At 69.8% G+C, this 23,108-nt stretch carries 16 protein-coding genes and 1 tRNA gene; 10 read left to right on the forward strand and 7 right to left on the reverse strand.

Going from position 1 to position 23,108, the window contains the following annotated elements; all coding sequences use genetic code 11:
- Both ACGFI8_RS43225 and ACGFI8_RS43230 read left to right on the forward strand, forming a co-directional pair.
- Positions 1-417 (forward strand): CPBP family intramembrane glutamic endopeptidase (locus tag ACGFI8_RS43225; protein WP_392813689.1); only part of this gene is annotated, 417 nt, incomplete at its 5' end.
- A 435-nt stretch (positions 418-852) separates the two neighbouring features.
- Positions 853-3,375, forward strand: coding sequence for an ATP-binding protein (locus ACGFI8_RS43230; protein WP_392813691.1), 2,523 nt, complete (start codon positions 853-855; stop codon positions 3,373-3,375).
- Here ACGFI8_RS43230 and ACGFI8_RS43235 read toward each other — a convergent pair.
- Entirely contained in the window at positions 3,359-3,955 is a 597-nt protein-coding gene (locus ACGFI8_RS43235) for a carboxymuconolactone decarboxylase family protein (RefSeq protein ID WP_392813694.1), read from the reverse strand. The two genes, ACGFI8_RS43230 and ACGFI8_RS43235, sit on opposite strands and share 17 nt — an antisense overlap.
- Before the next feature lie 223 nt (positions 3,956-4,178).
- On the opposite strand from ACGFI8_RS43235, the gene ACGFI8_RS43240 reads away from it, so the two are divergent.
- The 4 genes from ACGFI8_RS43240 (at position 4,179) to ACGFI8_RS43255 (ending at position 8,427) form a co-directional block, all read left to right on the forward strand.
- Positions 4,179-4,883: a tetratricopeptide repeat protein gene (locus ACGFI8_RS43240; RefSeq protein ID WP_392813696.1), complete on the forward strand. Its 705-nt coding sequence runs from the start codon at positions 4,179-4,181 to the stop codon at positions 4,881-4,883.
- A 38-nt stretch (positions 4,884-4,921) separates the two neighbouring features.
- Entirely contained in the window at positions 4,922-7,165 is a 2,244-nt protein-coding gene (locus tag ACGFI8_RS43245) for a 5'-nucleotidase C-terminal domain-containing protein (RefSeq protein WP_392813699.1), read from the forward strand.
- Positions 7,166-7,224: 59 nt separating this feature from the next.
- Positions 7,225-7,476, forward strand: a complete 252-nt coding sequence (locus ACGFI8_RS43250) for a hypothetical protein (protein ID WP_392813702.1) — start codon at positions 7,225-7,227, stop codon at positions 7,474-7,476.
- A gap of 465 nt (positions 7,477-7,941) precedes the next feature.
- On the forward strand, positions 7,942-8,427 hold the full coding sequence (locus ACGFI8_RS43255) for a hypothetical protein (protein ID WP_392813704.1): 486 nt from the start codon (positions 7,942-7,944) through the stop codon (positions 8,425-8,427).
- 126 nt (positions 8,428-8,553) lie between these two features.
- Here the strand turns inward: ACGFI8_RS43255 and ACGFI8_RS43260 are convergent, their stop codons facing one another.
- The 3 genes from ACGFI8_RS43260 to ACGFI8_RS43270 form a co-directional block, all read right to left on the reverse strand.
- A complete protein-coding gene (locus ACGFI8_RS43260; protein WP_392813707.1) occupies positions 8,554-8,823 on the reverse strand; it encodes a hypothetical protein in 270 nt (89 codons plus the stop codon).
- A gap of 306 nt (positions 8,824-9,129) precedes the next feature.
- The gene (locus ACGFI8_RS43265; RefSeq protein ID WP_392813709.1) at positions 9,130-11,415 is read right to left on the reverse strand and encodes a hypothetical protein; all 2,286 of its coding nucleotides are present in this window, start codon (positions 11,413-11,415) and stop codon (positions 9,130-9,132) included.
- Positions 11,416-11,431: 16 nt separating this feature from the next.
- A tRNA-Thr gene (locus ACGFI8_RS43270) sits at positions 11,432-11,504 on the reverse strand.
- 728 nt (positions 11,505-12,232) lie between these two features.
- Between ACGFI8_RS43270 and ACGFI8_RS43275 the strand changes: the two genes are divergently transcribed.
- Positions 12,233-12,865: an HNH endonuclease family protein gene (locus tag ACGFI8_RS43275; protein WP_392813711.1), complete on the forward strand. Its 633-nt coding sequence runs from the start codon at positions 12,233-12,235 to the stop codon at positions 12,863-12,865.
- Positions 12,866-13,071: 206 nt separating this feature from the next.
- Here ACGFI8_RS43275 and ACGFI8_RS43280 read toward each other — a convergent pair whose 3' ends face one another.
- The 3 genes from ACGFI8_RS43280 to ACGFI8_RS43290 form a co-directional block, all read right to left on the reverse strand.
- Positions 13,072-14,376: a lectin gene (locus ACGFI8_RS43280; protein WP_392813713.1), complete on the reverse strand. Its 1,305-nt coding sequence runs from the start codon at positions 14,374-14,376 to the stop codon at positions 13,072-13,074.
- A 555-nt stretch (positions 14,377-14,931) separates the two neighbouring features.
- Entirely contained in the window at positions 14,932-15,438 is a 507-nt protein-coding gene (locus tag ACGFI8_RS43285; RefSeq protein WP_392813716.1) for a hypothetical protein, read from the reverse strand.
- A gap of 332 nt (positions 15,439-15,770) precedes the next feature.
- Positions 15,771-16,199 carry a nuclear transport factor 2 family protein gene (locus ACGFI8_RS43290; protein ID WP_392813717.1) on the reverse strand — a complete coding sequence of 143 codons (429 nt, stop codon included), beginning with the start codon at positions 16,197-16,199 and terminating at the stop codon, positions 15,771-15,773.
- Between the two features lie 57 nt (positions 16,200-16,256).
- On the opposite strand from ACGFI8_RS43290, the gene ACGFI8_RS43295 reads away from it, so the two are divergent.
- From ACGFI8_RS43295 to ACGFI8_RS43305, 3 genes are all read left to right on the forward strand, one after another.
- The gene (locus ACGFI8_RS43295; protein WP_392813719.1) at positions 16,257-16,712 is read left to right on the forward strand and encodes a MarR family winged helix-turn-helix transcriptional regulator; all 456 of its coding nucleotides are present in this window, start codon (positions 16,257-16,259) and stop codon (positions 16,710-16,712) included.
- 559 nt (positions 16,713-17,271) lie between these two features.
- Complete coding sequence (locus ACGFI8_RS43300; RefSeq protein WP_392813721.1) at positions 17,272-20,097, forward strand: glycoside hydrolase family 30 beta sandwich domain-containing protein; 2,826 nt, start codon at positions 17,272-17,274, stop codon at positions 20,095-20,097.
- Positions 20,098-20,205: 108 nt separating this feature from the next.
- Positions 20,206-22,674, forward strand: a complete 2,469-nt coding sequence (locus tag ACGFI8_RS43305) for a DUF6493 family protein (RefSeq protein WP_392813724.1) — start codon at positions 20,206-20,208, stop codon at positions 22,672-22,674.
- Positions 22,675-23,108 lie beyond the last annotated feature (434 nt).

The raw sequence follows: 23,108 nt of genomic DNA on the forward strand, positions 1-23,108 counted from the left end.
CTGGATCGGCTGTGGGGCGTCGGGACCGCGCTCACCGCAGGCATCTGCGAGGAGATCGTCTTCCGCGGCCTGCTCTACGGCGCCGCCATCACCCTGCTCGGGCTCGACCCATGGTTCGCGGCGCTGATCAGCGCAACCCTATTCGGGCTCGCCCACCGCTACCAAGGCCCGGCAGGCGTCATCGGCACCGGACTGCTCGGACTCGCCCTCACCGCGCTGTACGCGACCAGCGGCAGCCTGCTCCTACCGATCGCCCTGCACGTCGCCCTCGACATCGCCGCCTTCGTGCTGCCCACCACCATCGTCGAGCCCACGCCCGACCCGGCCCCTCCCGCGGCGCCTCAGCCGCCCATCGACCGCGCGGCACCGGGCATCCGGCTGCGCTCGGCGGCCCCCGACAGCACGACACCGGCCTGAACAATCCCCGGATCAGCCCCAACGCACCGATCACCGTCGCCGCCGGCGCGGCCGATACCACGCCCGCGCCTGGCGGTACGGCCGCCGCGGCCACCTCGCGCCCGACGGCCTTGGCGAGAACCTCCGCCGCGGACACTACGAACTCGCCGTCGACGGCCCGCCGGCAACGCGGGCCGCCGCGGCGTTCGCCGACCTCGCCCTGGCGATCTGACCGCGGACCCGACGCGAGTTCAACGCGTCCTGCGATCCCACAACGCAACGGCGCCCTACGGGCCTCGTAGGTGGCCAAGGTCCCGACGGTCCGGCGCGGCCCGGACAGTCCCGCCGCGCCGGCGCTGAAGACTGCTCTCGCCGTCGACCTGATCCGTGGAATCGGGTGGCGAGGGCGAAGAGAATAGCTGCATGGCGCGCAATGGCGAGGGTGTGGCTGAGCGGATGACTCAAGCCGGGGTGACCGGGCGTGAGGCCGAGGTGCTCGCGTTGGTCGCCGAGCGGCTCCGCAACGGCGAGATCGCCGAGCGGCTCCACCTGTCGGTGCGTACGGTGGAGAGCCACGTCGCAGCCCTGCTGCGCAAGCTCGGTGTGAGCGATCGGACCGCGCTGGTCGAACTGGGTGTGCAGCTGCGCCGGACGACGCGGGCCGAGAACGTGCTGCCCGTACCGCTGACCAGTCTCGTGGGTCGAGAACGCGAGACCAGGGAGGTCGCCTCGCTGGTGGACGACCATCGTCTGGTCACGCTCGTCGGCCCGGGCGGTGTGGGCAAGACCCGCCTCGGGTTGAGCATCGCGGCGGTCCGCGCCGATTGGTTCCCGGATGGTGCCCGGCTGGTCGATCTGGCACCGGTCGGGCCGGACCTGGTCGGCGACACGTTGGCTCACGCGCTGGGTATCGTGCCGCAGCCGGGATGGCCGCTGCGCGACGTCCTGCGGGACGTGGCCGCGAGCATGCGCGGGCTGCTGCTGATCGACAACTGCGAGCATGTCGTCGCCGAGGTCGCGGAGATCGTGGCCGATCTGCTCGCCGCGAGTGGCGAACTGCGTGTCCTGGCCACCAGCCGCGAACCGCTCGGCGTGCCCGGCGAGATCAGCTATCAGGTGCCGCCGCTGCCCGTGCCGACCGCGCGAGAATCCCAGCGGGTCGCCACGGCCGCGACCTTCGACGCGGTGCGGCTGTTCGTCGATCGTGCCGCGGCGGCGTCTCCTGGCTTCGCCCTCACCGAGGTGACGGCCCCGGCGGTGGCGGCGCTGTGCCGGCGGCTCGACGGGCTGCCGCTGGCGATCGAGCTGGCCGCGTCCCGGTCGCGCACCTTCGGCCCGGCCGAGCTGGTCTCGCACCTCGACCAACGTTTCGAGCTGCTCCGCGACGGCGCCCGTACGGCGCCGCCGCGCCAGCGCACCCTGCGTGGGGCGATCGACTGGAGCTACGACCTGCTCGACGACGACGAGCGCGCGCTGTTCGACCGGCTCGGGGTCTTCCCCGCCGACTTCGACTTCGACGCCGCCCGGGCGGTGTACGCGGACGACGCCGGCGGCGCAGCCGTGATGGCGCTCCTGCCGAGGCTGGTGGACAAGTCGCTGGTGTCCACCGTGGAACGCGCGACCCGCCGGTACCGGCTGCTGGAGACGATCCGTGCGTACGCCAGGGAACGGCTGGCCGCATCCGGCGCGCCGGACATGGCCAGACAGCAACACGCCGCGCACTACCTGCGGTTGGCCGAACGTGGTGCCGAGCGGATCCGCACGTTCGACCAGCGCGCCTGGGTGCTCCGGCTGATCATCGAACAGCCGAACCTCCGGGCCGGGCTGGCACACACGATCGCCACCGCCGACAGCGAGTCCGCTTGGCGATGGATCGCCGCGCTGCAGCAGTTCTGGGACGTCACCGGGCAGCGCCGCGAGGCGCAGGAGTGGATCCGGCGAGCGCAGGCCGTCGGCGAACCGCCCGCCACCCCCGCCGTCGCCGCCGGGCTGGCCGCAGCCAGTGTGCTCCTGCAGGCCACGGACTCCGGAGCCGCGTTCGACCTGGCCAAACAGGCGACAGCACGGGCGGCCGGCCTCGACGACCCCACCCGCGCGAGGGTGGCACGCGCGCTCGGGATGAGCGCCATCTGGATCCAACCGGAGCTGACGCTGCCGGCATTGCACCAGGCACTGGACCTGCTGGGTGACAGCCATCAATGGGACAGCGCGATGACCATGCAGGCCCTTGTGCAAGCCGCCGGTGAACTCGACGACGCGCTGCGCTGGGGCCGCCGGAGCGTGGCGTTGTTCCGCCAGGTCGGTGACCAGATGCTCGCGGCGAACACCCTGTTCATCATGGCCCAGCGGTGCATGCAGTCCGGCATCGCCGACGACGAGGTGCGCGAATGGCTGACCGAGAGCCAGGGCCTCGCCGAGGCCGCCGGCAGCGAGGAAGACCGAACGCACGCCACCGTCGGCTTTGCTCGACTGGCCTGGCTGCGAGGCGACCATGAGCAGGCCGCCGACCTGATGGAGGAATGCCTGCCGACGCTTCGCCGGCTCGGCGACCAGCGCTGTGCGGGCAGGGCGCTCTACATCCTGGGCGAACGGGCCCGCCAGCAGCGACAGCTGGAGCACGCGGAGAAGCTCCTCATCGCGAGCGTCGAGGCCATCGCCCTTGCCGGCCAGTCCTTCGTGCTCGTGGACGCGTTGGAGGCGCTCGCCGCCGTCTGGTCCGAGCAGGGGCGTGCCCGGCATGCGGCCATGCTGCTGGGTACCGCACACGCCGCCCGGGAGGCGGCCTCGGCCGGAACGCGACCGCTCCAGCCGCCTGACGGGGCGTTGCGCAGATCCGTGGCCGAAGCCCTCGGCGGCGCAGCCTTCGACGCGGTCCACGCCGAGGGCGGACGCCTTTCGCCGACGCAGTCGCTCCGGGTCGCCGCAGCCGAGCATCGCGACGACGCCCGGCCGGCCGCCGGCGCTATGCCTCGTCGCTGACGGGCCGGCCCACGGTGAGGACCTGCAGGAGCTCGGGTTCGATGCTGGCGCGGTACTGGAAGTCGGGCTCAGCTCCCGCCGCGTCGATGACAGTACTGAAGAAGCAGCGGGCCGCAGCCGCCAGGATGACCTGAAAGATCTCGTCGTCGGAGAGTCCGTGCTGGCGCAGCGTGTCGACGTCGTCGGCCGTGATGCTGGCGGCGTCCCGGGCGGTCTTCCCGGCAAAGTCCATGACGGCGACGTCGACGGGGTCGAGATCGGCGTGGTGGTGGTCGGTGGCGATCTTCTGCACGGCCTTGGCGTCGTAGAACCGGTCCCGCAGGACCTCCCCGTGGGCCAACGAACAGTAGCTGGAGCGCAGCTGCTTGGCCGCCGCCAGCGTGACCAGCTCGTAGCGGCGAAGGTCCATGCCGCGCCTGATCGTCTTGCTGAGCCCCACCCAGGCATCAAGGACGTCGGGCCGTAATGCGAACAGCCTGGTGAGGTTCTGGACATAGCCGACCTTGGCGCGGTCTTCGTCGTACATCCGAGCGACGTCGTCCCGGGCCTGCGCATCGGCCGGGGTATCGAGGTAGGTCATCGGCGTCTCCTTCGTCGCGCGGGGTCCGGCTCCCTCTCCAGCGTCGCAGATCGCGAGCACCGGGACGTCCGTACGCGCTACGGATGTGTGCCCCGATGTCGCCTCCGTACGCGGCGATCCCGGCACGGGTCGCCTCGAACGACCGGCCCCGGCTCGCCGCGGCAGCCGCGCTGCTGGGGCCAGCTGCGGGCACGCCTGCGCGGGCTGCGGTGGCCGCTGCTGGTTGACGCCAGGCTCGCCGCCGCGCTCGTCGAACCTTCGCGAACGCGGCCAATACAACCAAGCCAAACCCCTGGCCGAACAAGCGCTCGAGGTCATCGAGGCCGCGCTCGGCCCCGACGATGTTGCCGTGGCCTGGCAAGGCGACGAACTCGGCCGCGTCCTGCAGAGCCTGGGCGACCTGGCCGGCGCTCGCACCCAATTCGAGCAGGCCGACCGCGCCGGGATGCGGGCCGTGGGCGGCGATGTGGCCGGTGGCGTCGACGGTGAGGTAGCCGAGCTCATGGAGGGCGTCGTAGCCGAGCAGACATGTGGCCATGATCACGTTGTCCAGGTCGCGGCGTTCGTCGTCGGTGCAGGCGGTGCGCCGCTTGATGTGCGCGGCGATCAGCAGGTTCACCGGGTCCACCTGGCCGCACAGCGCGCATGGCGCCGCACCTTGGTCGTGACGACCAAGTGGTGTCGCTACTGGACGACCAGAGCCATCATGGGCTATCTAACTAACGAGCCCGGACGTTGCACCAATCAAGTTCACCAAAGAATCAACTGGCCGCAACGTTTTCTGCGGAGATGCCGGAATTGCCCCAACCTGCGACCTGCGTTGATTCGTCCGTCGGGTCTCTCGCCAATGGGCGTACGCCGATGCAAGCGACGGTCGATCTCGTGCTGTACATCTGGCGGCTCTTGCGTGGTCAACAAGACCCTCTAGTCTCCGGCCCCTCAACTCCCCGACAGGAAGCTAATCTGATGGACTGGAACGGGCGCAAACGAATACAAAGCGTGTTCGGCGTCTTCCTCGCAAGCGGTGCCCTCCTCTTGACCAGCGGGGCGCCCGCGCTGGCCGAACCGGCGGCATCGTCCCCCCTTATCAGTGAGATTCACTACGCCAACGTCGGCACCGGCACCGGCACCGGTGAGGCGATCGAGATCGAGGCGCCGGTCGGCTCAAACCTGACGGTCAACCTCCAGCTGCTCGGCATCAACGACTTCCACGGCCGGCTGGAGTCCCCGGCCACCGTGGGTGGTCAGCCGGTCGGTGGCGCCGCTCAGCTCGCCGGCCTGGTCGGTCAGCTGCGGGCGCAGAACCCGAACACCGCGTTCGTCTCCGCCGGTGACAACATCGGTGCCTCCACCTTCATCTCGGCGATCGACGGGGACAACCCGACGATCGACGCGCTGAACTCGATGGGCCTGGCCGTCTCGGCGGTGGGTAACCACGAGTTCGACAAGGGGATGGCCGACCTCACCGGCCACGTGTCCGACCGAGCCGACTTCCCTTACCTGGGCGCCAACGTGTACCGGGGCGACACCCGGGCGCTGCCGGCGTACTCGGTCAGCACCATCGGTGGGGTTCGGGTCGGCTTCGTCGGCGTGGTGACCGAGCAGACCACGTCGCTGGTCAGCCCGGACGGCATCGCCGGTCTCACCTTCCGCGACCCGGTGGCCGAGGCCAACCTGGTGGCCCGCCAGCTCAAGGACGGCAACCCGGACAACGGCGAGGCCGACGTGGTGGTGCTGCTCGCGCACGAGGGCGCCGCGACGGAGAACATCACCTCCGCCGAGGCGCTGGCCAACGACCCGGTCTTCGGCAAGTACACCCGGGTCGACGCCACGATCGACGCCATCTTCAGCGGCCACACCCACCAGCCGTACGCGTTCAAGCTCCCGGTCCCCGGATCGGACAAGCTGCGTCCGGTGGTGCAGGCCGAGGACTACGGTCAGCGGCTGGGCAAGGTCAACCTGACCTTCGACCCGAACACTGGCTCGGTGACCACCTCCGACGCGCAGCTGGTCGACGTGGTCGGCGCGCCGCAGGACCAGGCAGTGGCCGACATCGTGGCCGCCGCCAAGACTAAGGCCGCCGAGCTGGGCAAGCAGAAGCTCGGTTCGATCACCGCTGACATCAAGCGGGCCTACAGCAACGGCAACGAGGACCGGGGCAAGGAGTCGGCGCTGGGCAACCTCATCGCCGACGTGCAGCTCGCCGGGACCAAGGACGTCGGCCGGGGTGGTGCGCAGATCGCGTTCATGAACCCCGGCGGCCTGCGGGCCGATCTGCTCTACCGGACCGACGGCACGGTGACCTACGCCGACGCCTTCGCCGTCCAGCCGTTCGCCAACGATGTGGTCACCAAGAGCTACACCGGTGCCCAGATCAAGCAGGTGCTGGAGGAGCAGTGGCAGCCCGACGGCGCGTCCCGCCCGGTGCTGTGGCTGGGTGTCTCGAAGGGCTTCACCTACACCTACAACCCGGACGCGCCGAAGGGCTCGCGGATCACCTCGGTCAAACTGAACGGCACGCCGCTGAACCCGTCGGGCACCTACCGGGTCACGGTGAACTCGTTCCTCGCCGCCGGCGGTGACAACTTCACCACCCTCGGCAAGGGCACCAACCCGGCCACCACCGGCGACAACGACCTCACCATGCTGGTGAGCTACTTCGCGGCGAACTCGCCGGTCACCGCGGACACCCAGCCGCGGTCGACGATCGGCGAGGCCGGCCCGCAGTGCACCACGACGATCACCGGCAAGTACAACAAGGCGCTGGTGGTCAGCGCGGGCCTGACCTGCCTCGAGAACGCCACGATCTCGGGTGCCATCACGGTCAACCCGGGTGCCTCGCTAGTGGTCACGGGCGGCAGCATCAACGGCCCGGTGAACGCCACCCGCCCGGTGCTGTTCGACCTGTCCGGCGCGACGGTTTCCGGCCCGATCACGGTCACCGGTGCCACCGGCGAGCTGAGCATCGTCAAGAGCAAGGTGAACGGCCCTGTGTCGGTCACCAACAGCACCGGTGGCGTACGGATCGACACGGTCACCGTCGGCGGTCCGATCACCGTCAACGGCAACACCGGCAGCCAGCCGGTGGTTGTCGCCGGGAACACCGTCAGCGGGCCGCTGGCCTGCTCGGGTAACGCCTCGGCCCCGGTGAACGAGAGCCGGCCGAACAGCGTGAAGGGCCCGGCGTCGGGTCAGTGCGCGCGACTGTAGTTCGGATGCGATAACCGGTCCGCGGCCGGGGCCTGCCAGGCTCCGGCCGCGGACCCTTTTTGTGGCCGCCGTCGCCGCGCTCCCCGGCCGGCAGGCAACGCCACATCCGCGACATCCTCACCGCCACCGGAATCCAGGACGGTCCCGTCACCCTGGACCGCCTGCCGGCGGGGGTGCGGGCCAGCCTCGCGCCGCATCTCGCCGTGCCGCTCACCCCACTGGTACGCGTCGAAGCCGACCTCACCGGACTGCTGGCCGCCTGCATCGCCTCGAGCCTGGTCACCGACGTCGCAGCCGAGACATCGGTTTAGGCCGATGCGCGACCTACGCACGGACGAGACAGCACATGTCCTCATCGCCGGGCTCGCCTTCATGCAGGAACCCACGCCGCGGCCACTACGAACTCGCCGTCGACGCCTGGCCCGCTCTGCGGGTCGCTGCGGCGTTCACCGAAATCGCCCGAGCGATCTGACCACGGACCCGAAACACGGTGGCAACGCGCGTCCGCGGAGGATCCACTCCGGATCAACCGCTGGTGGGCGGGAATGCTCATCAGTGATCCACTACGGTCGCCCGCCGCGGCCGTCGGGCCAGGGCGCGACTCACTCACGCACGCCAGCGTAGGTAGCCAGGGGGTCGGACTGCAGCAAACAGATGAAGCCCAACTTCACGACGACTCCGCCACATTCCGTGGAACGCACCCCAAAGCCCTGTCGACCCTGTCGGCGCGTCGTCGGAACCTGTCGGCGTGTCGATCACACGTTCGATTTCGATTCGTGTTGGTGCTGTCGGTGCGGTGCTGGATGCCCTACGGTGCGGTGTCGTCGCTGGCTGTCGGGCGGCCAGCCTGGATCGGACGAGGTGGATCAATGACGGATGCTTGGCGTGAGGTCTCGGTACCGGCGCCGCGTGATCGCCGAGTGATCGGCTGCACGGTGGAGTTCACGATCGGCGGTGTGCCGGGGGCGATGACCACCGGACACGCACCAGACGGTGAGCTGCGCCAGGTGGACCTGCGAGCAGATGTGCACGGCTCGGCGCTGGCAGGTTGGGCGGACGCGCTCGCCACGGCGATCACGCTCGGCCTGCAGCACGGGGCGCCCCCGACCGCGTACGTCGACGTCCTGCGTCGCCTCGAAGTGGACGCCACTGCCGTGGACGCGGCAGACCCCGCACGGCATGCGCTCGTTGATGCGCTCACGGTGGGCGCCGTCCAGCACATTGACACGGGCCTGGCTGCGGGCCAAGGACCATCTGCGTGAACTCGGTGGACGAGGCGAGAAGGTGGCGACTTGGCCCGGTGCGCGCTCATGCCGCGGTGCGCTGGCTAGACACGACCGCAAACCCGATGCTCGAGCGGCCCGATCAGCGACCCGAGCGGTTCGGCGTCAGTCGCGCTCGTCCACCCGGACAGGCAGTTCGCTGAACAGCGTGAACTCGAACTCGGTCTGCGTGGTGTCGGGTGCATCGTCAGGAGACACGAGATACGACTCGACACGGAAGCCCAGGTTGAGGACGTCTGCGGCGCGGATGTGCTCAACCAGCTCGTCAGCAGCCGAGAGGTAGACGGTATAGATGGTCGACGGCTCACCGGAGGTCTCGAAGGATGCCTCAGCGGTCGTCTCACCGGGGGTCTCAGCTGCAAAATCAACGGTCATGAGCCGCGAGCTTACGGCAGCTCGCTGCGGCCGGCGACAGAAGCGCCGGCCGGTCGACAGCGAGTGGTGCTGGCGATGCGTTCCGCCAGCCGGGATGCGCAAGACCTACTCGCACGTTCCGCGGCGCCGGTTTGTCGAGGTCGGATGCGCCGATCTGCTATCAGCGCCGGAACCACCAGCGTCGGGCATTGCCTGGCCGTGCACCCATGCCAGCCCGAGAGCCCTCAGGGGCTCACTGGGCCTGGCCACGTCCGGGCGTGCCGGCCGAGAGACGTTCAACGCCGGGGAATCCCTGCAGTCGTGGGATTACGAGGAAACGGCGGTGGGGTCCTGCATCCAGTGCCGCCGCGTGGTCCAGCCGAGCAGGCGGCGTCCGCCGGCAGGCGTGCAGTCGTCGGTGAACCGGCCGCCGGCCGCGACGTAGGCCAGGCCGACGACGGCGGGCGTGAGGCGCGCACGGACCGAGCTGGGCGCGCCTGCCAGCTCAGCGCGCAGTTCGTCAATCGTCGCGCGGGGGTCACCGGCGCCGGGCAGCGACAGGTAGCAGATCAGATGGCGCCAGGCGTAGGCGATGTCCTTGATCATCGGCAGCGGGCGGGGGTTGCCGTCGAGCCGGCCGGCGAGGCGGACGATGGCGGTGAAGGTGCGCCGAGCCAAGGCCTGCCAGCCGTCCGGCGGCGCGACGTCCAACGGGCCGGCCAGCGTGGCCAGGTTGTGCGTCGTGAGAATCTGCGCCTGTTCGATCACCATGCCGTTGCCCGCCACCCAGAAGCCGCCTCCGACATCCCCAGCCGGTCCGAAGGCGCGCCAGCGGCACAGAGTGTCGAATGCGTCATTGCCGGCCGCGGCGTCCCGGCCGCGCCGGACCACGGCCGCGACCGGCGGCAGGGCGGCGTAGTCGATGTCGTAGTACCGCGCGTAGAGGCGGCCGGACAGCAGCAACCCGGCCAGATGCGCCGCGCGCAGGAACTTGGCCGAGAACCGGCCCATGAAGATGTCAGCGGCCAGCTCCTCCACCCACGGCAGGTCCTCGCCCGCCTCACGGCCGAGCGCAGCCAGTTCGGACACCAGCGGGTTGGGCAGCAGCGTCGCCGGGAAGCCGTCCAGCGCCAGCTCCGCCAGCCGGCGCAGCGTTTCGCCCGCCTCCCAGCGGGTGTCCGCGGTGGCCTGCCGATACGGGGACAGCACCCGCACCCACGGCAGTTCATCCAGCCGTACTTGATGCTGCAGGTCCAACAGCAGCAGCGATCGGCGGCGACGGAACGCGCGATACGTCGCGGCCATCAACGTGCGCAACGCCGGGTCGGGATACGCCGCGGCGCTGGTAGTGGCGGCGAGCTGCGGCACCAGCTCGGCGAGAACCTCAGCCGAGGGAATCACGCCCGCGCCGACCAGCTCCGCGACGGTGCCGGCGGCCGCACGGCGGACCACGTGCCGGATCGGGTCGGGGACGGTGGCGCCGGCCGGCACGCCGTGGGTCGACGCCTCCGCTGCGGACACCGGTGCGCAGACCGCGTCCACATCGGTGATCCCCGCATCCGGGTCCAGCACCGCGACCCGGGCCACCACAACCCGAGCCAACCGGTGATGGCCGGGCATCGCGGCGACCCGCGCCTGCACCGCGCGCAGCGCGGCATGCCGCGGCGAACCCGGGCGGCCACGCCGGGCGAGCATCGCCTCGACCGCCTGCTGCAGCAGCCCATGCGTGCGCGGGGTCAGGGCTCCGCCGGCGAGCGCGTCCTGGGCCGCGGTCCGCAGGATGGCCAGGTTCTCCCGAGGCCGGCGGTGCTTGCCGCACCGGGTGTGGACGTTGGCCAGCCGCTCGTAGCGCGCGACGAGCTCGTCCGCCCGCGCGCGCCACCCCGGCGGGAACACCGCAGCGACCGCGCCTGTCTCATCGCGCGTGTTCAGCCACAGCTCAAGCAGTTCGTCGGCGAACGGGTTCCACACCGTCAACGCCTCGCGCATCGCCTCCACACGGTCGTTCTCCCGCCGCTGCCGCAGCGCCTCGCCGGCCACAGCGGCAGGCTCCCGCCAGACCACCGACCAGTCACGCTCCGCCGCGCGGTCCGGCACCGGGGCGAAGCACAACTCACTCGCGAACGGACCGATCTCGTCGAGCAGGTCCAGCGCCCTGGCGCGATCCCCGGCACGCAGCAGCCACGCCACCACCAGCAATGCCGCCTGCTCGGGCAGCTCCACCCGGTAACCGCCGCTGCCCAGCAGGGACCACAGCTCGGCCAGGCCGGCCTCGCCGACGTGCCACGCGAAGACCGGGCCGCGCTCCGCGGCCACACCTGCCCGGCCGGCAACCGCCACCTCGTACGGGCGCAGTGGCCCACCGGCGGCCGGACTGCCCGTGGCGAAGCCGCCTCGCACCACCTCGGGGGTCGCCCAGGCCGGCAACCGGTCCACCGGCGTGCGGGAGCCCACCGTCAACCGGCCCGAGGTCATGCCCTCCAGCACCGCCGACCACTGCCGCACACGCTGCTGCGCCCGGTCCCGAGCGTGCGGGTCCTCGTTCGTCACCGCGGTGACGAACGCCTTCGCCAGCTGCCCCACCGGAAAACCAGAGCCGACCCGCACGTCCATGCCGTAGGCATCCATGCCAGCGTGGCGGGCTCTGCCCCCGCGCCCCCCGGGTTACTAGCCCGGCGCTCTGCTGACTGAGCTACACGCTGCCGGCGGCTCACCAAGCCACACCCGCCGACCATAAACCACAACGCCAGCCACCCGCATTGACGTTTCCAACCTAACGCCGCGGCCGTCGCCGGCGGGGAGATGGCCAGGGCCACCCACCTACGCACCATCGCCGACCGGCACTACAGGTCCACCACGATCGCAGCCAGGCCATGGCCCCGTGAGGCCAGCAGCCCGGTCGGGGCTGGCGACGTGCGGCAGGAGCATCAGAGCGATTCCGGCCTATTTGGCCGCCTTGCGGAGACGACGACTGCCAGCCATCCCAGGTCGCGGAACGAGCACCTGGCCGCCAGCCGCTCGACATCCCGAAGGCCTGACCGTGCTCCTGGCCGGCACGTGCGGCAACGTCTCGGATGACCGATCAGGTCAGTTGATCGAGAGTGCTGCGGATGATCGCTCGCGCTGCCTTGCCATAGATCGCCGACGTCTGCAAGTTCGCGAACATGCGCTGGTAGAGGCTCGCCGCCGCCTCGGAAATGCGCCGACTGTTCGGCCGATGGCTTGCTCGGCTTCCACAGTTTCCCCGGGACCGGACCCGGCTGGGCCCTGCGTTCGTGCGGGAGCCTGCGGTCACGTGACGTTCATGCCGCCTTCCCGATACCGGCGCAATCCCGGCGTAAACATCTGACAGCATCTATGCGATTCGCGCCGCGTCCCCCGTCGGAAGCCCCCCATCCGGCCGCGGCTGCGGAAAGTCAGGAGTCCCAGCGTGTCCCGCGCCTTCAAGGCCACCGTCGCCGCGGTGGCCGTTACCGCCATATCGCTCGCCATCAGTGTGACTCCAGCCGATGCCACACCCCCGAACATCCCGTCGTACAGCACCGCGGTGAGCCGGCTCAACTCGCTCACCGTCGCGGCCGAGTCACACCAGTCCACCTACAACCGCGACCTGTTCCCGCACTGGATCACCATCACCGGCTCGTGCAACACCCGGGAACAGGTGCTCAAGCGCGACGGCACCAACATCACCGTCGACAGCAGCTGCTACCCCACCTCCGGATCCTGGTACAGCCCATACGACGGCGCGACCTGGACCAACCCCGCCGACATCGACATCGACCACATGGTCCCGCTCGCCGAAGCATGGAGATCCGGAGCCTGGGCATGGACCACCGCCCAGCGCCAGACCTACGCCAACGACCTCGGCGGACCCGAACTCTGGGCAGTCACCGACAACGTCAACCAAGCCAAAGGCGACAAGGACCCCGCCACCTGGCAGCCCCCACGCACGGCGTTCCGCTGCACCTACGCCAAGGCGTGGATTCAGGTCAAGTGGTACTACAACCTCTCCGTCGACAGCGCAGAGAAATCAGCGCTCAACACCATGCTCGCCACCTGCTAACCGTCCAGGCTCTCGCACCAGCCACAACCTCGTAGACCCCCTGGTTTCATGCAAGCCAGGGGGTTCGCTGTCCAGGACGTACCGAAGATCAAGCGCAGGCTGTTTTCAGCACCCGCAGGATTGCGTGGCGTCCGCTGCGTCACAGATGCGACGGACCGGTCGCGCTGGGGGCGTGACCGGTCCGTCGATGACCGTGCTCGTCCGCGTCAGCAGGTCAGATTGCCGCCCGCGGGCACACCCAGAATCCCGACGAACTGGTTGTAGAGGTTCACCCGGCTCTGCATCTGTGCGGTGTTCCCGCCGTTGCACTCGATGCTGTTGATCGCCCGGATCGTGGTGCCGAAGCCCTGCCCGTTCACCATCGCGTTGTGCGACGTCGTGCCCGCGCCGCCGGTGCCGGTCATCCAGTACCACAGCCCGGTCTGCCACGAGATCGACGCGTTCGTCGCCACCAGGTCCGGGTTGTTCAACAGGTCGACGCCGAGCGCGTCGCCCGCCGCCTTGTAGTTGAAGTTCCAGCTCAGCTGGATCGGGCCGCGACCGTGATACGCCGACTGGCCCGCGGGGCACCCGTAGGGCTGGCTCCAGTCGCAGTACGTCGGCCAGTTGGCGGTGTTGATTTCGTTGATGTACACCAGACCGCCGGTCTCGTGGCTGACGTTGGCCAGGAACGCCGCGGCCTCCTGCCGCTTGACCGTGTCGCTGCCGGTCGTGGCGAACGCGGGGTACTTCTTCATCGCGTCGGTCAGCCCGGCGTAGGAGTAGAACGAGTTCCGGCTCGGGAACATCTGGTTGAACTGCGCCTCGCTGACCACGAAGCCGCTCGACGACCCGCCGCCACCACCACCGCCGCAGTTGTACGGCGACCAGTACCAGGTGCTGATCGTCGGGTCGTATCCGGGATTGTCATGGGTCGCCTGGTAGTAGAGGCCGTTGCTGTACCGCACGATCGCACCGGTCGCGTAGAACTGCCCGGCAACCCAGTTCGGGTAGTTGCACGAACCCGTGCCGCCACCACCGCTCGGGACCGTCCACTTCTGGTTGGCGCCGCCGTGGCAGGACCAGATCAGCAGCGGTGTGCCGTCGGTCGAGCCCCAGTTGGCCGCGTCGAGGCACTTGTTGGCCTGGGGGTTGACGATGTCGTTGGCGGCGTTGGCGACCCACTGCTGGGCGCCGGTGCCGTTGCAGTCCCAGAGCTGGACCCTGGCCCCGTCGGCGGTGGAGCCGCCGGAGACGTCGAGGCACTTGCCGAGGGCGCGGATCGTGCCGTCGGTGCCGACGGTCCAGTTCTGGGCGTTGGTGCCGTTGCAGGTCCACAGCTGGACCTGGGTGCCGTTCGCGGTGTTGGCGCCGGAGACATCGACGCACTTGGCGCCGTAGCCGGTGATCGCACCCGTGCCCGCGGCGGCCGCGGTACCGGCGCTGAACGGGATGAGGACGACGGTGCCGAGGACGGTAGCGGCTGCCGCGACGAGCATTCGGCGCAGGCGCGCCGGTCGTGATCTGTCCATGGGGTTGCTCCTGGGCGAGAGGGTGGGGCGGGACATGGACCCAGATCTCTATGGGGGACTTTTTCATATCGCAAATTCAGCTAACTGTAAAGACTCCTTCCTTAACTGTAAAGTATCCTTCCTTTTTGTCGATGCGTCGTGACAGGATGCGTCGACGTCCACGCGTGACGCGTCGACGCCGGAGAGCCGGAGCCCGCTGACCACAGGTGCTGCGGATGATCGCTCGCGCCGCCTTGCCGTAGATCGCCGACGTCTGCAAGTTCGTGAGCTGGTCGACGGTGCGACGGGCGACCACCGCCCCGACTGAGCGCCCGGCTGCCGCCCGGGCCGTGGCTCGTGAAACGCGCTGTGGCCCGTCAACCGCCCGTCTCGGCTGTGCGTCCGGTTGCGGCCCGTAGTCGTGGCTCGTTAACCGCCGACCGCGCCGGACATGACGAGGACGCACGTCGTGAGGAACGCGGCCGTGGCCAGCACCACCGCGGCGATCATCACTGGGCGCGGACGCTCCAGCACCGTGCCGGTTGAGCTACGACCGCTCCAGCCGGCGCAAACGGGCTACGGCAGGCGGCCTAATGCCGTCGTCATCAGGTTGCGCAGGGCGGTATCGGCGTTGGGTGTGTTGGCCGGGATGCTGATCACCACCGCTGCCGCGCCGGTGAGTGCATGCAACTCTCTGGCGTTCGATGATGTCTGGAGGTATGCCTTGTCGCCGATGCCGCCCACAGCACTCGCTGTGCCATTCCGCATCGCGGTGAATGCTGTTGCTCCGGCGGGAATATAGGTGACCACGACGACAGAGGATGCTGTCGTGCTGGTATAAGTGCACATCGTAGAATCGCCGACACTGGTGGATATCGGCGTCGAAAGCCTGTCGCCGATCACATTGCCGATCTCGTCGGATGTCAGCACGCAGCCGTTGTTCTTCCCGCCCGGCTGCCCGGTCGGCTGGTCACCGGCACTCGTTTTGGCGTTCGCTGCCCTGTCTTGAGCGTCCGCGCATCCGGTCAGCGAGAGCAGCAGCGCCGCGACCGCAAGAATCCTGTATCTCTGCCGGACCGTCATGTTCCCTCCCGAACTGGACTGTGAGCTGTCGAATCACGGCCAGCCACGTTATTGACGGCGGGTAGGAATCACCCTAGCCAGGGTCGATGCGCGACCGAGACCAAGAAGCGCGATGCCGACAGCTTGAAGGTAAAACAGGCGTATTCGCCGGGAAGGTCCACGAGCATTGTTGCTGCCATGCGCGACCAACCCAAGCAGCATCACAAGCGCTACGACAGTTGAGGCGGCAGGTTCAGGAACCATCGAACGGGTCACGGTTGTGGTGCGGGGTCTCGGGGCGCCGGCCCCAGACCCCGCTACGTCGGAGCCTCGGTGCGGACCCGCCGCGTGCCTTATGCTCCGGTGAGCTGCGCGACGATGGCCCCTCCATCAAGCCAGACGTTCTCCCGGCTGATCGCGCCGTCGCGGAATTCGAACACGTGCAGCATGCGGAACACCAGCGATTCGTCGCGGCCCGGCGCACCCAGGAAGCCGTTGGGGAAACGGCCGGTCGCGCGGTGTTCGATGACGCAGAAGTCCTCGCCGTACAGAGTCCGCGTCGCGGTCATGTCCTCGTTGACGAAAGCGGCGATCAACTGGTCGTAGAAGTTCTGCGCCGCGGCCGGTCCGATGACCGGTCCGGTCGGCCAGCCGACCACGTCGTGCTCGATGTCGTCGGTGTAGACAGCCACCGTTGCGGCGGAGTCCCCTGCCTTCTCCGCGTCGAGGTGCTGTTCGATCAAGTGCTCCATCTCGCGTCGCGAGGTCATGCGCTCCTCCAATAGTACGGTCGGCCGTACTAAAAAAGTACGGTTGACCGTACTAGACTGTCAAGCATCATGAAACGCCCCGAGGACGAGCCGCAGATCGGCGCGCTGCTGCGCATGGCATGGGAGGCGCTGCACGTCGAGGTGTACGGGCAGCTCCGCGCCGCCGGCTTCGACGACCTGCGCGAGGTCCACCGACCGTTGCTGCGCTACCCACCCATCGACGGAATGCGCCCCACCGAGCTTGCCGCACAACTGCGGCTCAGCAAGCAGGCGACCAACGACCTCCTCCGCGACCTTGAGAAGCTCAACTACGTCCGGCTAGACCGCGACCCGTCCGACGGCAGGGCCCGCGTCATCCGGTACACCGACCGGGGCTGGCGCCTCTTCCGAACCGGATCCCAGCTGAGCCGCGACGTCGGCCGGCGGTGGGCGCAGGCGATCGGCCAGAAACGGTACGACCAGTTCAGCGCTACGCTGCGGACCATCGTCGAGCTGGGCCGTCCCGAAGAGCAGACGCCGAGCTGACCTGTACCGGCCGGCTGAGCCGCCATCCCCGTCACACGCCGCTCAACGGCTGGGCACCATAAGGGGACATTCGGGTGCAGCTCGCGCCTGCCACACACCGCTGACGTTTGCGCTCCCAGGCTTTATAGGTGTTTCGAACCAGGTCCGATTGGCAGCAGCGTTCGTCGCCGTTGCTGATGATCTTTCGCGGCTCGACCGACAACGCTGGTACAGCGGGAGAGGCCGCCGTCGGCCCTGACCTGAAGGGCCGAGTCCGCGAAGACAAGAACGTCTGGCTGGTCGGTGACGATGTTGGCCGAGTTCGGTGCTGCATACCGGATGTGATGGCGCGACCCTGGGTCAATGCGGTCCTTGTTGCGGTTCGGGCGGCTCTCCGGCAGTGACGATTCCGCAGGCGGGACACCAGCCCAAGATCCTATGACGCCGCCGGGCCTGCAAAGGCCCGGCGATTCGCGAACCACGTCCGCACCGCCGGATCGCCGGGGCCTGACGTGCGCCGAAGCTTCGCGCGCATCACGGAAGCGCGCCAGCGGTCGCAGCCAGAAGTAGGAACAGATCATTGCCGCACCCGGTTCGACAGACGAAATGTCCTCGATTCCAACTTCGACGCCAAGAGGTGTGCCAGATGCGCAACACAGGACGCGGGCGCAGCAAAGCACAGTGGGTGCAGGCGGTGGTGGCCGTTCTGGCCCTTCCGCTGCTCGGTCTCGTGGTCGGTAACGGGCAGGGCCCTTCGGGTGGTATCGCATTGGCAGCGGCGTCGGACCCGGCGTGGCGGGGCTGGGCCAGCGGACCGGAGGCCGGGGCCCGAAAGCTGGCGACCCTGACCCCGTCGACAGCGACCACCTTCACCAGCAGCATCACAGTCGACGCCGCAAACCCGAAACAAACGTGGCTGGGCACCGGTGCCACCCTCACGGATGCCGCCGTCACGCTCCTGCAGCAGCGGCCGGCCGCGCTCACCAGGCTCTACGACCCCAACGCGGCCAACGGCGCACGCCTGAACCTGCTGCGCCTGCCTCTGACAGCCACCGACCTCACGGACCCGAAAACGAACCCTACGACCGGCAAACCGACCAACCTGTGGTCGTTCGGCTGGAACGCCAACGGAACCCTCGCCGCCGCACCGGCGCAGGCGGTCACCGCCACCAACGTCGTCGCCTCCATCAAGGCAATCCAGCCGCAATTGCAGGTCCTCGCCACACCCTGGTCCGCGCCGCCGTCGATGAAACAGGGTGGCGTCATCACCGGGGCGCCGTTCCTGTCCTCGAACAGCACCGCCTACGCCAACATGCTCGACGCCCAAGCCGGCTGGCTGCTCAACCGCGGTATTCCGCTCACGTACATGACAATGGCCAATGAGCCCGGCTACGCGCCGCTCAACTACCCCGGCATGACGATGACCGACGCGGACATGGCCGCCGTCGCCAAGACCCTCGACCCGAAGTTGCAACGCCGCGGCGTCCAACTGTGGGCGCTGGACCACAACTGGGAGAACGCCGGGCGCGTCACACTGCTCAACCTCCTCGCGCCACGACTGTTCCAAGGCGCGGCCTTCCACTGCTACGGCAAGACCAGCCCCTCCAACATGGCCGGTCTCGGTATGCCGGTCGCCGTCACCGAATGCACCGGCATGTCCCGCGACGACATCGCCGGCACCTTCGCATGGGATTCGCAATACCTGGTCCGCGACGCCATCAACGCCGGTTCTCGGACGCTCTTCGCGTGGAGTCTGGCCCTGGACCCAACCGGTGGACCGAAGATCCCGAAGACCTGCCACGACGACAAAAAGGGCGAGTGCCGAGGCGTGCTGCAGATCGACCCCGCCTCCGGCGCGATCCTGCCCCAGGCCGAGTTCCTCACGCTCGCGCACCTGTCACGGGCCGGCGATCCCGGATCGCAGGTACTGCCAGTGACCGCCTCCGGTGACGTCTACTCTGTCGCCTTCCGCAATCCCGACGGCACCATCGGCGTCTACGGGTTCAACAACACCAACGACACCAAGATCGTCAGTGTCCGCGTCGCCGGCGCCGGCGAGCGACGCTTCGAAATCCGCGCCCACGAACTGTTCACGCTGCGTGGCACACCCGGTGCGCCCGACGCCAACCCCCGCGGGCGGATCCTCATCTCCCCCGAGGGCGCCCGTTTCTACATCGACACCACCGGTTACCGGCACGCGATCGGCAGCGACGCCGTTTTCGCCTGCAACGGCGGCTGGGCGAAAGCGTCGCTGAACGTGCCCTGGAGCGTCATCAGCAGCTACCCGCAGAAGGAGCCGGCAGCCTGTTTCACCGCCCACGCCGGTGACATCATCCGCCACCCGGACGGTGACGCCTACGTGCTCGACGCCGACAGCAACGGCCTGCTCCGGCACTGGATCCCCACCGGCACCGACTACGTCTGCGCCCGCGCCGAAGGCCGCGTCGTCGTGACCGTCACCCGCTACCAGATCGCCGAGATCCGTTCCGGCGCCAACCGGCCGGGCGGCAACTGCATCGTGCGCGGCCCCGGAGGCGACAGCCATTTCATCAACAACGAAGGCCGCCGCGAGTGGATCCCCGACAGCCCCACCTGGGACTGCGAGATCGGCCGCGGCGTGCCCGTCCGCGACGTCCCGGCAGGGTTCGTCAACACCGTGACCGAAGTCGGCTGGCACTACTGCCTCAACAAGGCCAACCTACGCAACAAGGTGCTGCGCCACGCCGACGGCGACGCCTACTTCATCCACCCCGACGACACCAAGACCTGGATCCCAGACGGCCCCACCTTCGCATGCCGGACCAACCAAGGCACACCTGTCGTCGACACCCGCTGGCGCGAGTACGTCAACGCCTTCCCCGGCTCGCAATGGGACTACTGCTACGACATCAACACCATGAAAGGCCGCATCGTCACCCACCCCGACAGCGACAGCCACTACATCGACACCGACGGCGTCCGGCACTGGATACCCTCCACCGCCGTCTACGCATGCCTGCGCGCGCGAGGCATCCCCGCCGACACCATCCGCTGGCGCGACTACATCACCCGCACCCCGGAACGCGAATGGGCCGTCTGCGGCGACACCCTCACCACCAACCAGAAACTCGACCGCGGCCAGTGGCTGCAATCATCAGACGGCCGCTACCGGCTAATCATGCAAGGCGACGGCAACCTCGTCGTCTACAACGCCGCGGGCCGCGCCATCTGGGCCACCAACCGCACCGGCACCTTCACCATCGTCCAAGGCGACGGCAACCTCGTCGAGTACACCGGCACCGGACCCGTCTGGGCCGCCAACACCACCGGCACCGGCGCCAACCGCCTCGTCATGCAAAACGACGGCAACCTCGTGCTGTACTCCCCAACCCGAGCGGTCTGGGCCTCCAACACCGTAGGCCGCTGACACACGCCGTTCCTGGGCCGTACCTGCCGGTACGGCCCAGGAACGAGACCGAACCTAAGCGCATCTTCGCCGATCCTGGTAGCGCGGTCGGCGGTCTATGCTGCGGCCGTGTTCCGCCTCGACGACCTGCTGGCCGCGCCCGATGAGACCGTCGTGCCGATGCTGTGCGACCTCGACGGGCCCGCCCAGGTGGACCTGGCCCGCCAGGTCGACGCCGCCTTCGCCGCCGACATCGAGGCCCGGGTCCACGGCCGGGGCGCCGGGCCGGTGCTGACCGACCGAGACCGGCGACGGCTGCGGCTGGCCCGGATCGCGACGGTGTCGCCGGGGCAGGGCCTGCCCCGCGACGACGAGGAGATCCGCGTCGCGGTCGCCCGGGGCCGTCGCTACGTCCAGGCCGCCGCCGAGGCCGCGGTGCGCTGGATGGCCGGGGCCGCCGACCTGGGCTGGGCGTTCGTCGCGGTCCGCGAGCTGGAGCGGCGCGGCGAGGTGACGCTGCCAGCCGACGACGACTACGTGCTCGCCGTCATCGGCTCGTTCGTCGATGCCGGGCGATGGGCCGGCGGGCACTTCGCGCCGCGCTCCACGCCGACCGGCCGCATCGCCGACCGGTTGCGCGCCGAGCCCGACCTGCTCGCCAAGGTGTTCTGGCGGCTCTTCGAGGTCGACCGCGAGCGGGCGCCCAGCCTCGCCGGGACCGACCGGTTCCTGAGCCGGCCCGGCGCCACCTGGCGGGAGGCGGTCCTCGACCTGCTCGCCGCCGGCGTGGTCGACCGCGAGCGTGTGCTCAACGCCACCCTTACCGCGCTCGGCCGGGCGACGTCGGGCTTCCGGGCCGGCTGGTTCGTCGGGCTGCACCGCGAGCTGGCGCCGACCGTGGCCGAGGCCGCGGCCCGGCAGCCCGCCTACGACCTGCTGCTGCGCTCCCCGATCGGCCCGGTCGTGGCGGTCGGGCTGGACGCGTTCCGTGCCCTGCGCGCAGCCGGGACGCCGGTCGACCCGCCGAGCCTGCCGGCCGCGGTCCAGGCGCCGGGCAAGGCGGTGGCGCTCAAGGCGCTGCGGCTCGGCGGTGTGCCGCTCGCCGGGGCCGCGCTCGACCACCCGCACCCCGACGTCCGGGCGGCCGCGGCCCGCCTCCTCGGCCGCCCCGCGCCCGCGTCGGTCATGCCGTCCAGCATCCCCGCGCCCCTCACCCTTCCTCCTCTGGTACCGGCGATGCCGATCGTCGACCACGCGGAGCTCGCCGAGGCGTTGGCGGTCCTGGTCGAGGACCCGACCGACGCCGACCTCGCCGAGCGGGCGCTGTGCGCCGCCGCCCGGCTGGGCCCGGACCCCGAGGGGCTACGCACGGTGGCCCGGCGCGTCGTGCGCCGCACGAACGACCTGCCGGTGGAGATGGACGTGCTTGCCATAGTCGGCATGGTCGTCACGGCGGCCGCCGGGCAGCGCCGCTTCCGCGACAGCCCGGTCCCGGCGAAGGCCGGCCTCCTGGCGGCGCGGGCCCGTGAGATCGCCGACACCCTGCTCGCCGGCCACCGGTTCGCGCCGCTGGCCGAGCCGACCCACGCGGGCGGCTGGGTCGACCCGAAGGTTCTCGTGGCGCGACTGACCGCCGGCGGACCGGTCGAGCACCGGCCGGCCGACGCGGTGGCCGCGCTGCTGCGGCTCGGTCCGGACCCGGCCGCCTCCGGGCCCGGCCTCGCCGCCGAGGTGCCGGGCGCGTTCGGCGCGGCCCTGCGCTACGCCCTGGGTGGACCGCCACCGACCACGGTCACCCCCGCCGACGCCCCGCTGTGGGTCGCCGCGGCGCGAGCCCGTGCCCCGTACGACGACGACGCCGCCCTCATCGTCCTCGGCCTCGACGAGGTGGGCGCCGGCCGGGCCCCCGCACTGGTGCCCCGGCTGCTCGTGGACGGAGGGATCGGGTTCCGGGCCGTGATGCCGGCGCGCCGGACCGATCCGGATGCGCTGCTGCCGACCGTCGCGCTGAGCACCGTCGACGACCACCTCGACCGGTACCTGGCGGCGGCCTGGTGGCCCTGGCTCGCCACGACCTGGCCGGGCAACCTCGGCGTGCCGGCCGCCCTCGTCCTCGTCCAGTGGCCGGCCGGCGAGGTGGGTCGGTTCACCGGCGAAGGGGTACTGCGGCCGCTGCTCGGCGCGCGGGTCACCGTGCCGCCGGTCGCCCGGGTCCTGGTCGCGGCCGTGCTCGGCGCCGAGCGGCTGGCCGACCGGGTCGCTGGCGCCGACGCCGTACACGATCTGGTGCCGGCCCGACTCGCTCCAGCCGAACTGGGTGCGGCGATGGGCTGGCTGGCGCCGGCGGTACCGCTGCAACGATGGACCTCGGCGCTACGCGCAGTGGCGGAGTCCGGGCGGAGCCCAGAAGTCGCGGGCATCCTCGGCACGCTGTTACCGACCCTCAAACGGTCGCGGGCGGGCCTGTTCGGGCTGGTGGAACTCCTGGTGGACACGGCAGTCCCGGTGCCGGAAGGCGAGCTGCGGCGGTGGCTGGCCGAGTTCACCGGCACCAGCAAAGCCGCGAAGGCCGCCCGCGCCGCCCGCGCCCTGTCCTGAGACCACGGCGGACAGCCGGATCCAGTAGCGCCAGAACCAAGACCGAACAGTCGCTACCACTGCACCCAACTGTCGACGGGGTGCATAAGGGGTCCTTCCTCGATATCCCCTGGCGCCCTGCTCCGGAAATGCTGCGTGTCCAGCCCTCCGCGATCGTTTCCAGCATCTACCTTTCGCCCGAACCGGCGAGCCGAGAATGCGCAACAGCATGCGTCATGCCGACGAAACGCCCGGCCCGCGGCTAGTTGAGCCCCCTCCGATTTGTCCCGTGGGCGCCGTTCGGCCCTGATAAGCATTCGATTGGCTCCACGTGCAGCTATTTGTCATTGCGCATGGCATCTGACACATCGCGGAACGCTTCACCCAGTTGAGGCGCGATTCGCTGTCGACGCCTGCGTTCCGCCTCTTTCGGATCGCCCGTACTCGGAATTCGG

Origin of the sequence: Dactylosporangium sp. NPDC048998, assembly GCF_043197855.1 — a bacterium.
Taxonomy (GTDB): Bacteria; Actinomycetota; Actinomycetes; order Mycobacteriales; family Micromonosporaceae; genus Dactylosporangium.

Excerpts from the sequence above, each read along its gene's own strand:
- ACGFI8_RS43230 (WP_392813691.1), top strand. The coding sequence starts at position 853 with ATGACTCAAGCCGGGGTGACCGGGCGTGAGGCCGAGGTGCTCGCGTTG.
- ACGFI8_RS43235 (WP_392813694.1), bottom strand. The coding sequence starts at position 3,955 with ATGACCTACCTCGATACCCCGGCCGATGCGCAGGCCCGGGACGACGTC.
- ACGFI8_RS43245 (WP_392813699.1), top strand. The coding sequence starts at position 4,922 with ATGGACTGGAACGGGCGCAAACGAATACAAAGCGTGTTCGGCGTCTTC.
- ACGFI8_RS43260 (WP_392813707.1), bottom strand. The coding sequence starts at position 8,823 with ATGACCGTTGATTTTGCAGCTGAGACCCCCGGTGAGACGACCGCTGAG.
- ACGFI8_RS43265 (WP_392813709.1), bottom strand. The coding sequence starts at position 11,415 with ATGGACGTGCGGGTCGGCTCTGGTTTTCCGGTGGGGCAGCTGGCGAAG.
- ACGFI8_RS43280 (WP_392813713.1), bottom strand. The coding sequence starts at position 14,376 with ATGGACAGATCACGACCGGCGCGCCTGCGCCGAATGCTCGTCGCGGCA.
- ACGFI8_RS43285 (WP_392813716.1), bottom strand. The coding sequence starts at position 15,438 with ATGACGGTCCGGCAGAGATACAGGATTCTTGCGGTCGCGGCGCTGCTG.
- ACGFI8_RS43295 (WP_392813719.1), top strand. The coding sequence starts at position 16,257 with ATGAAACGCCCCGAGGACGAGCCGCAGATCGGCGCGCTGCTGCGCATG.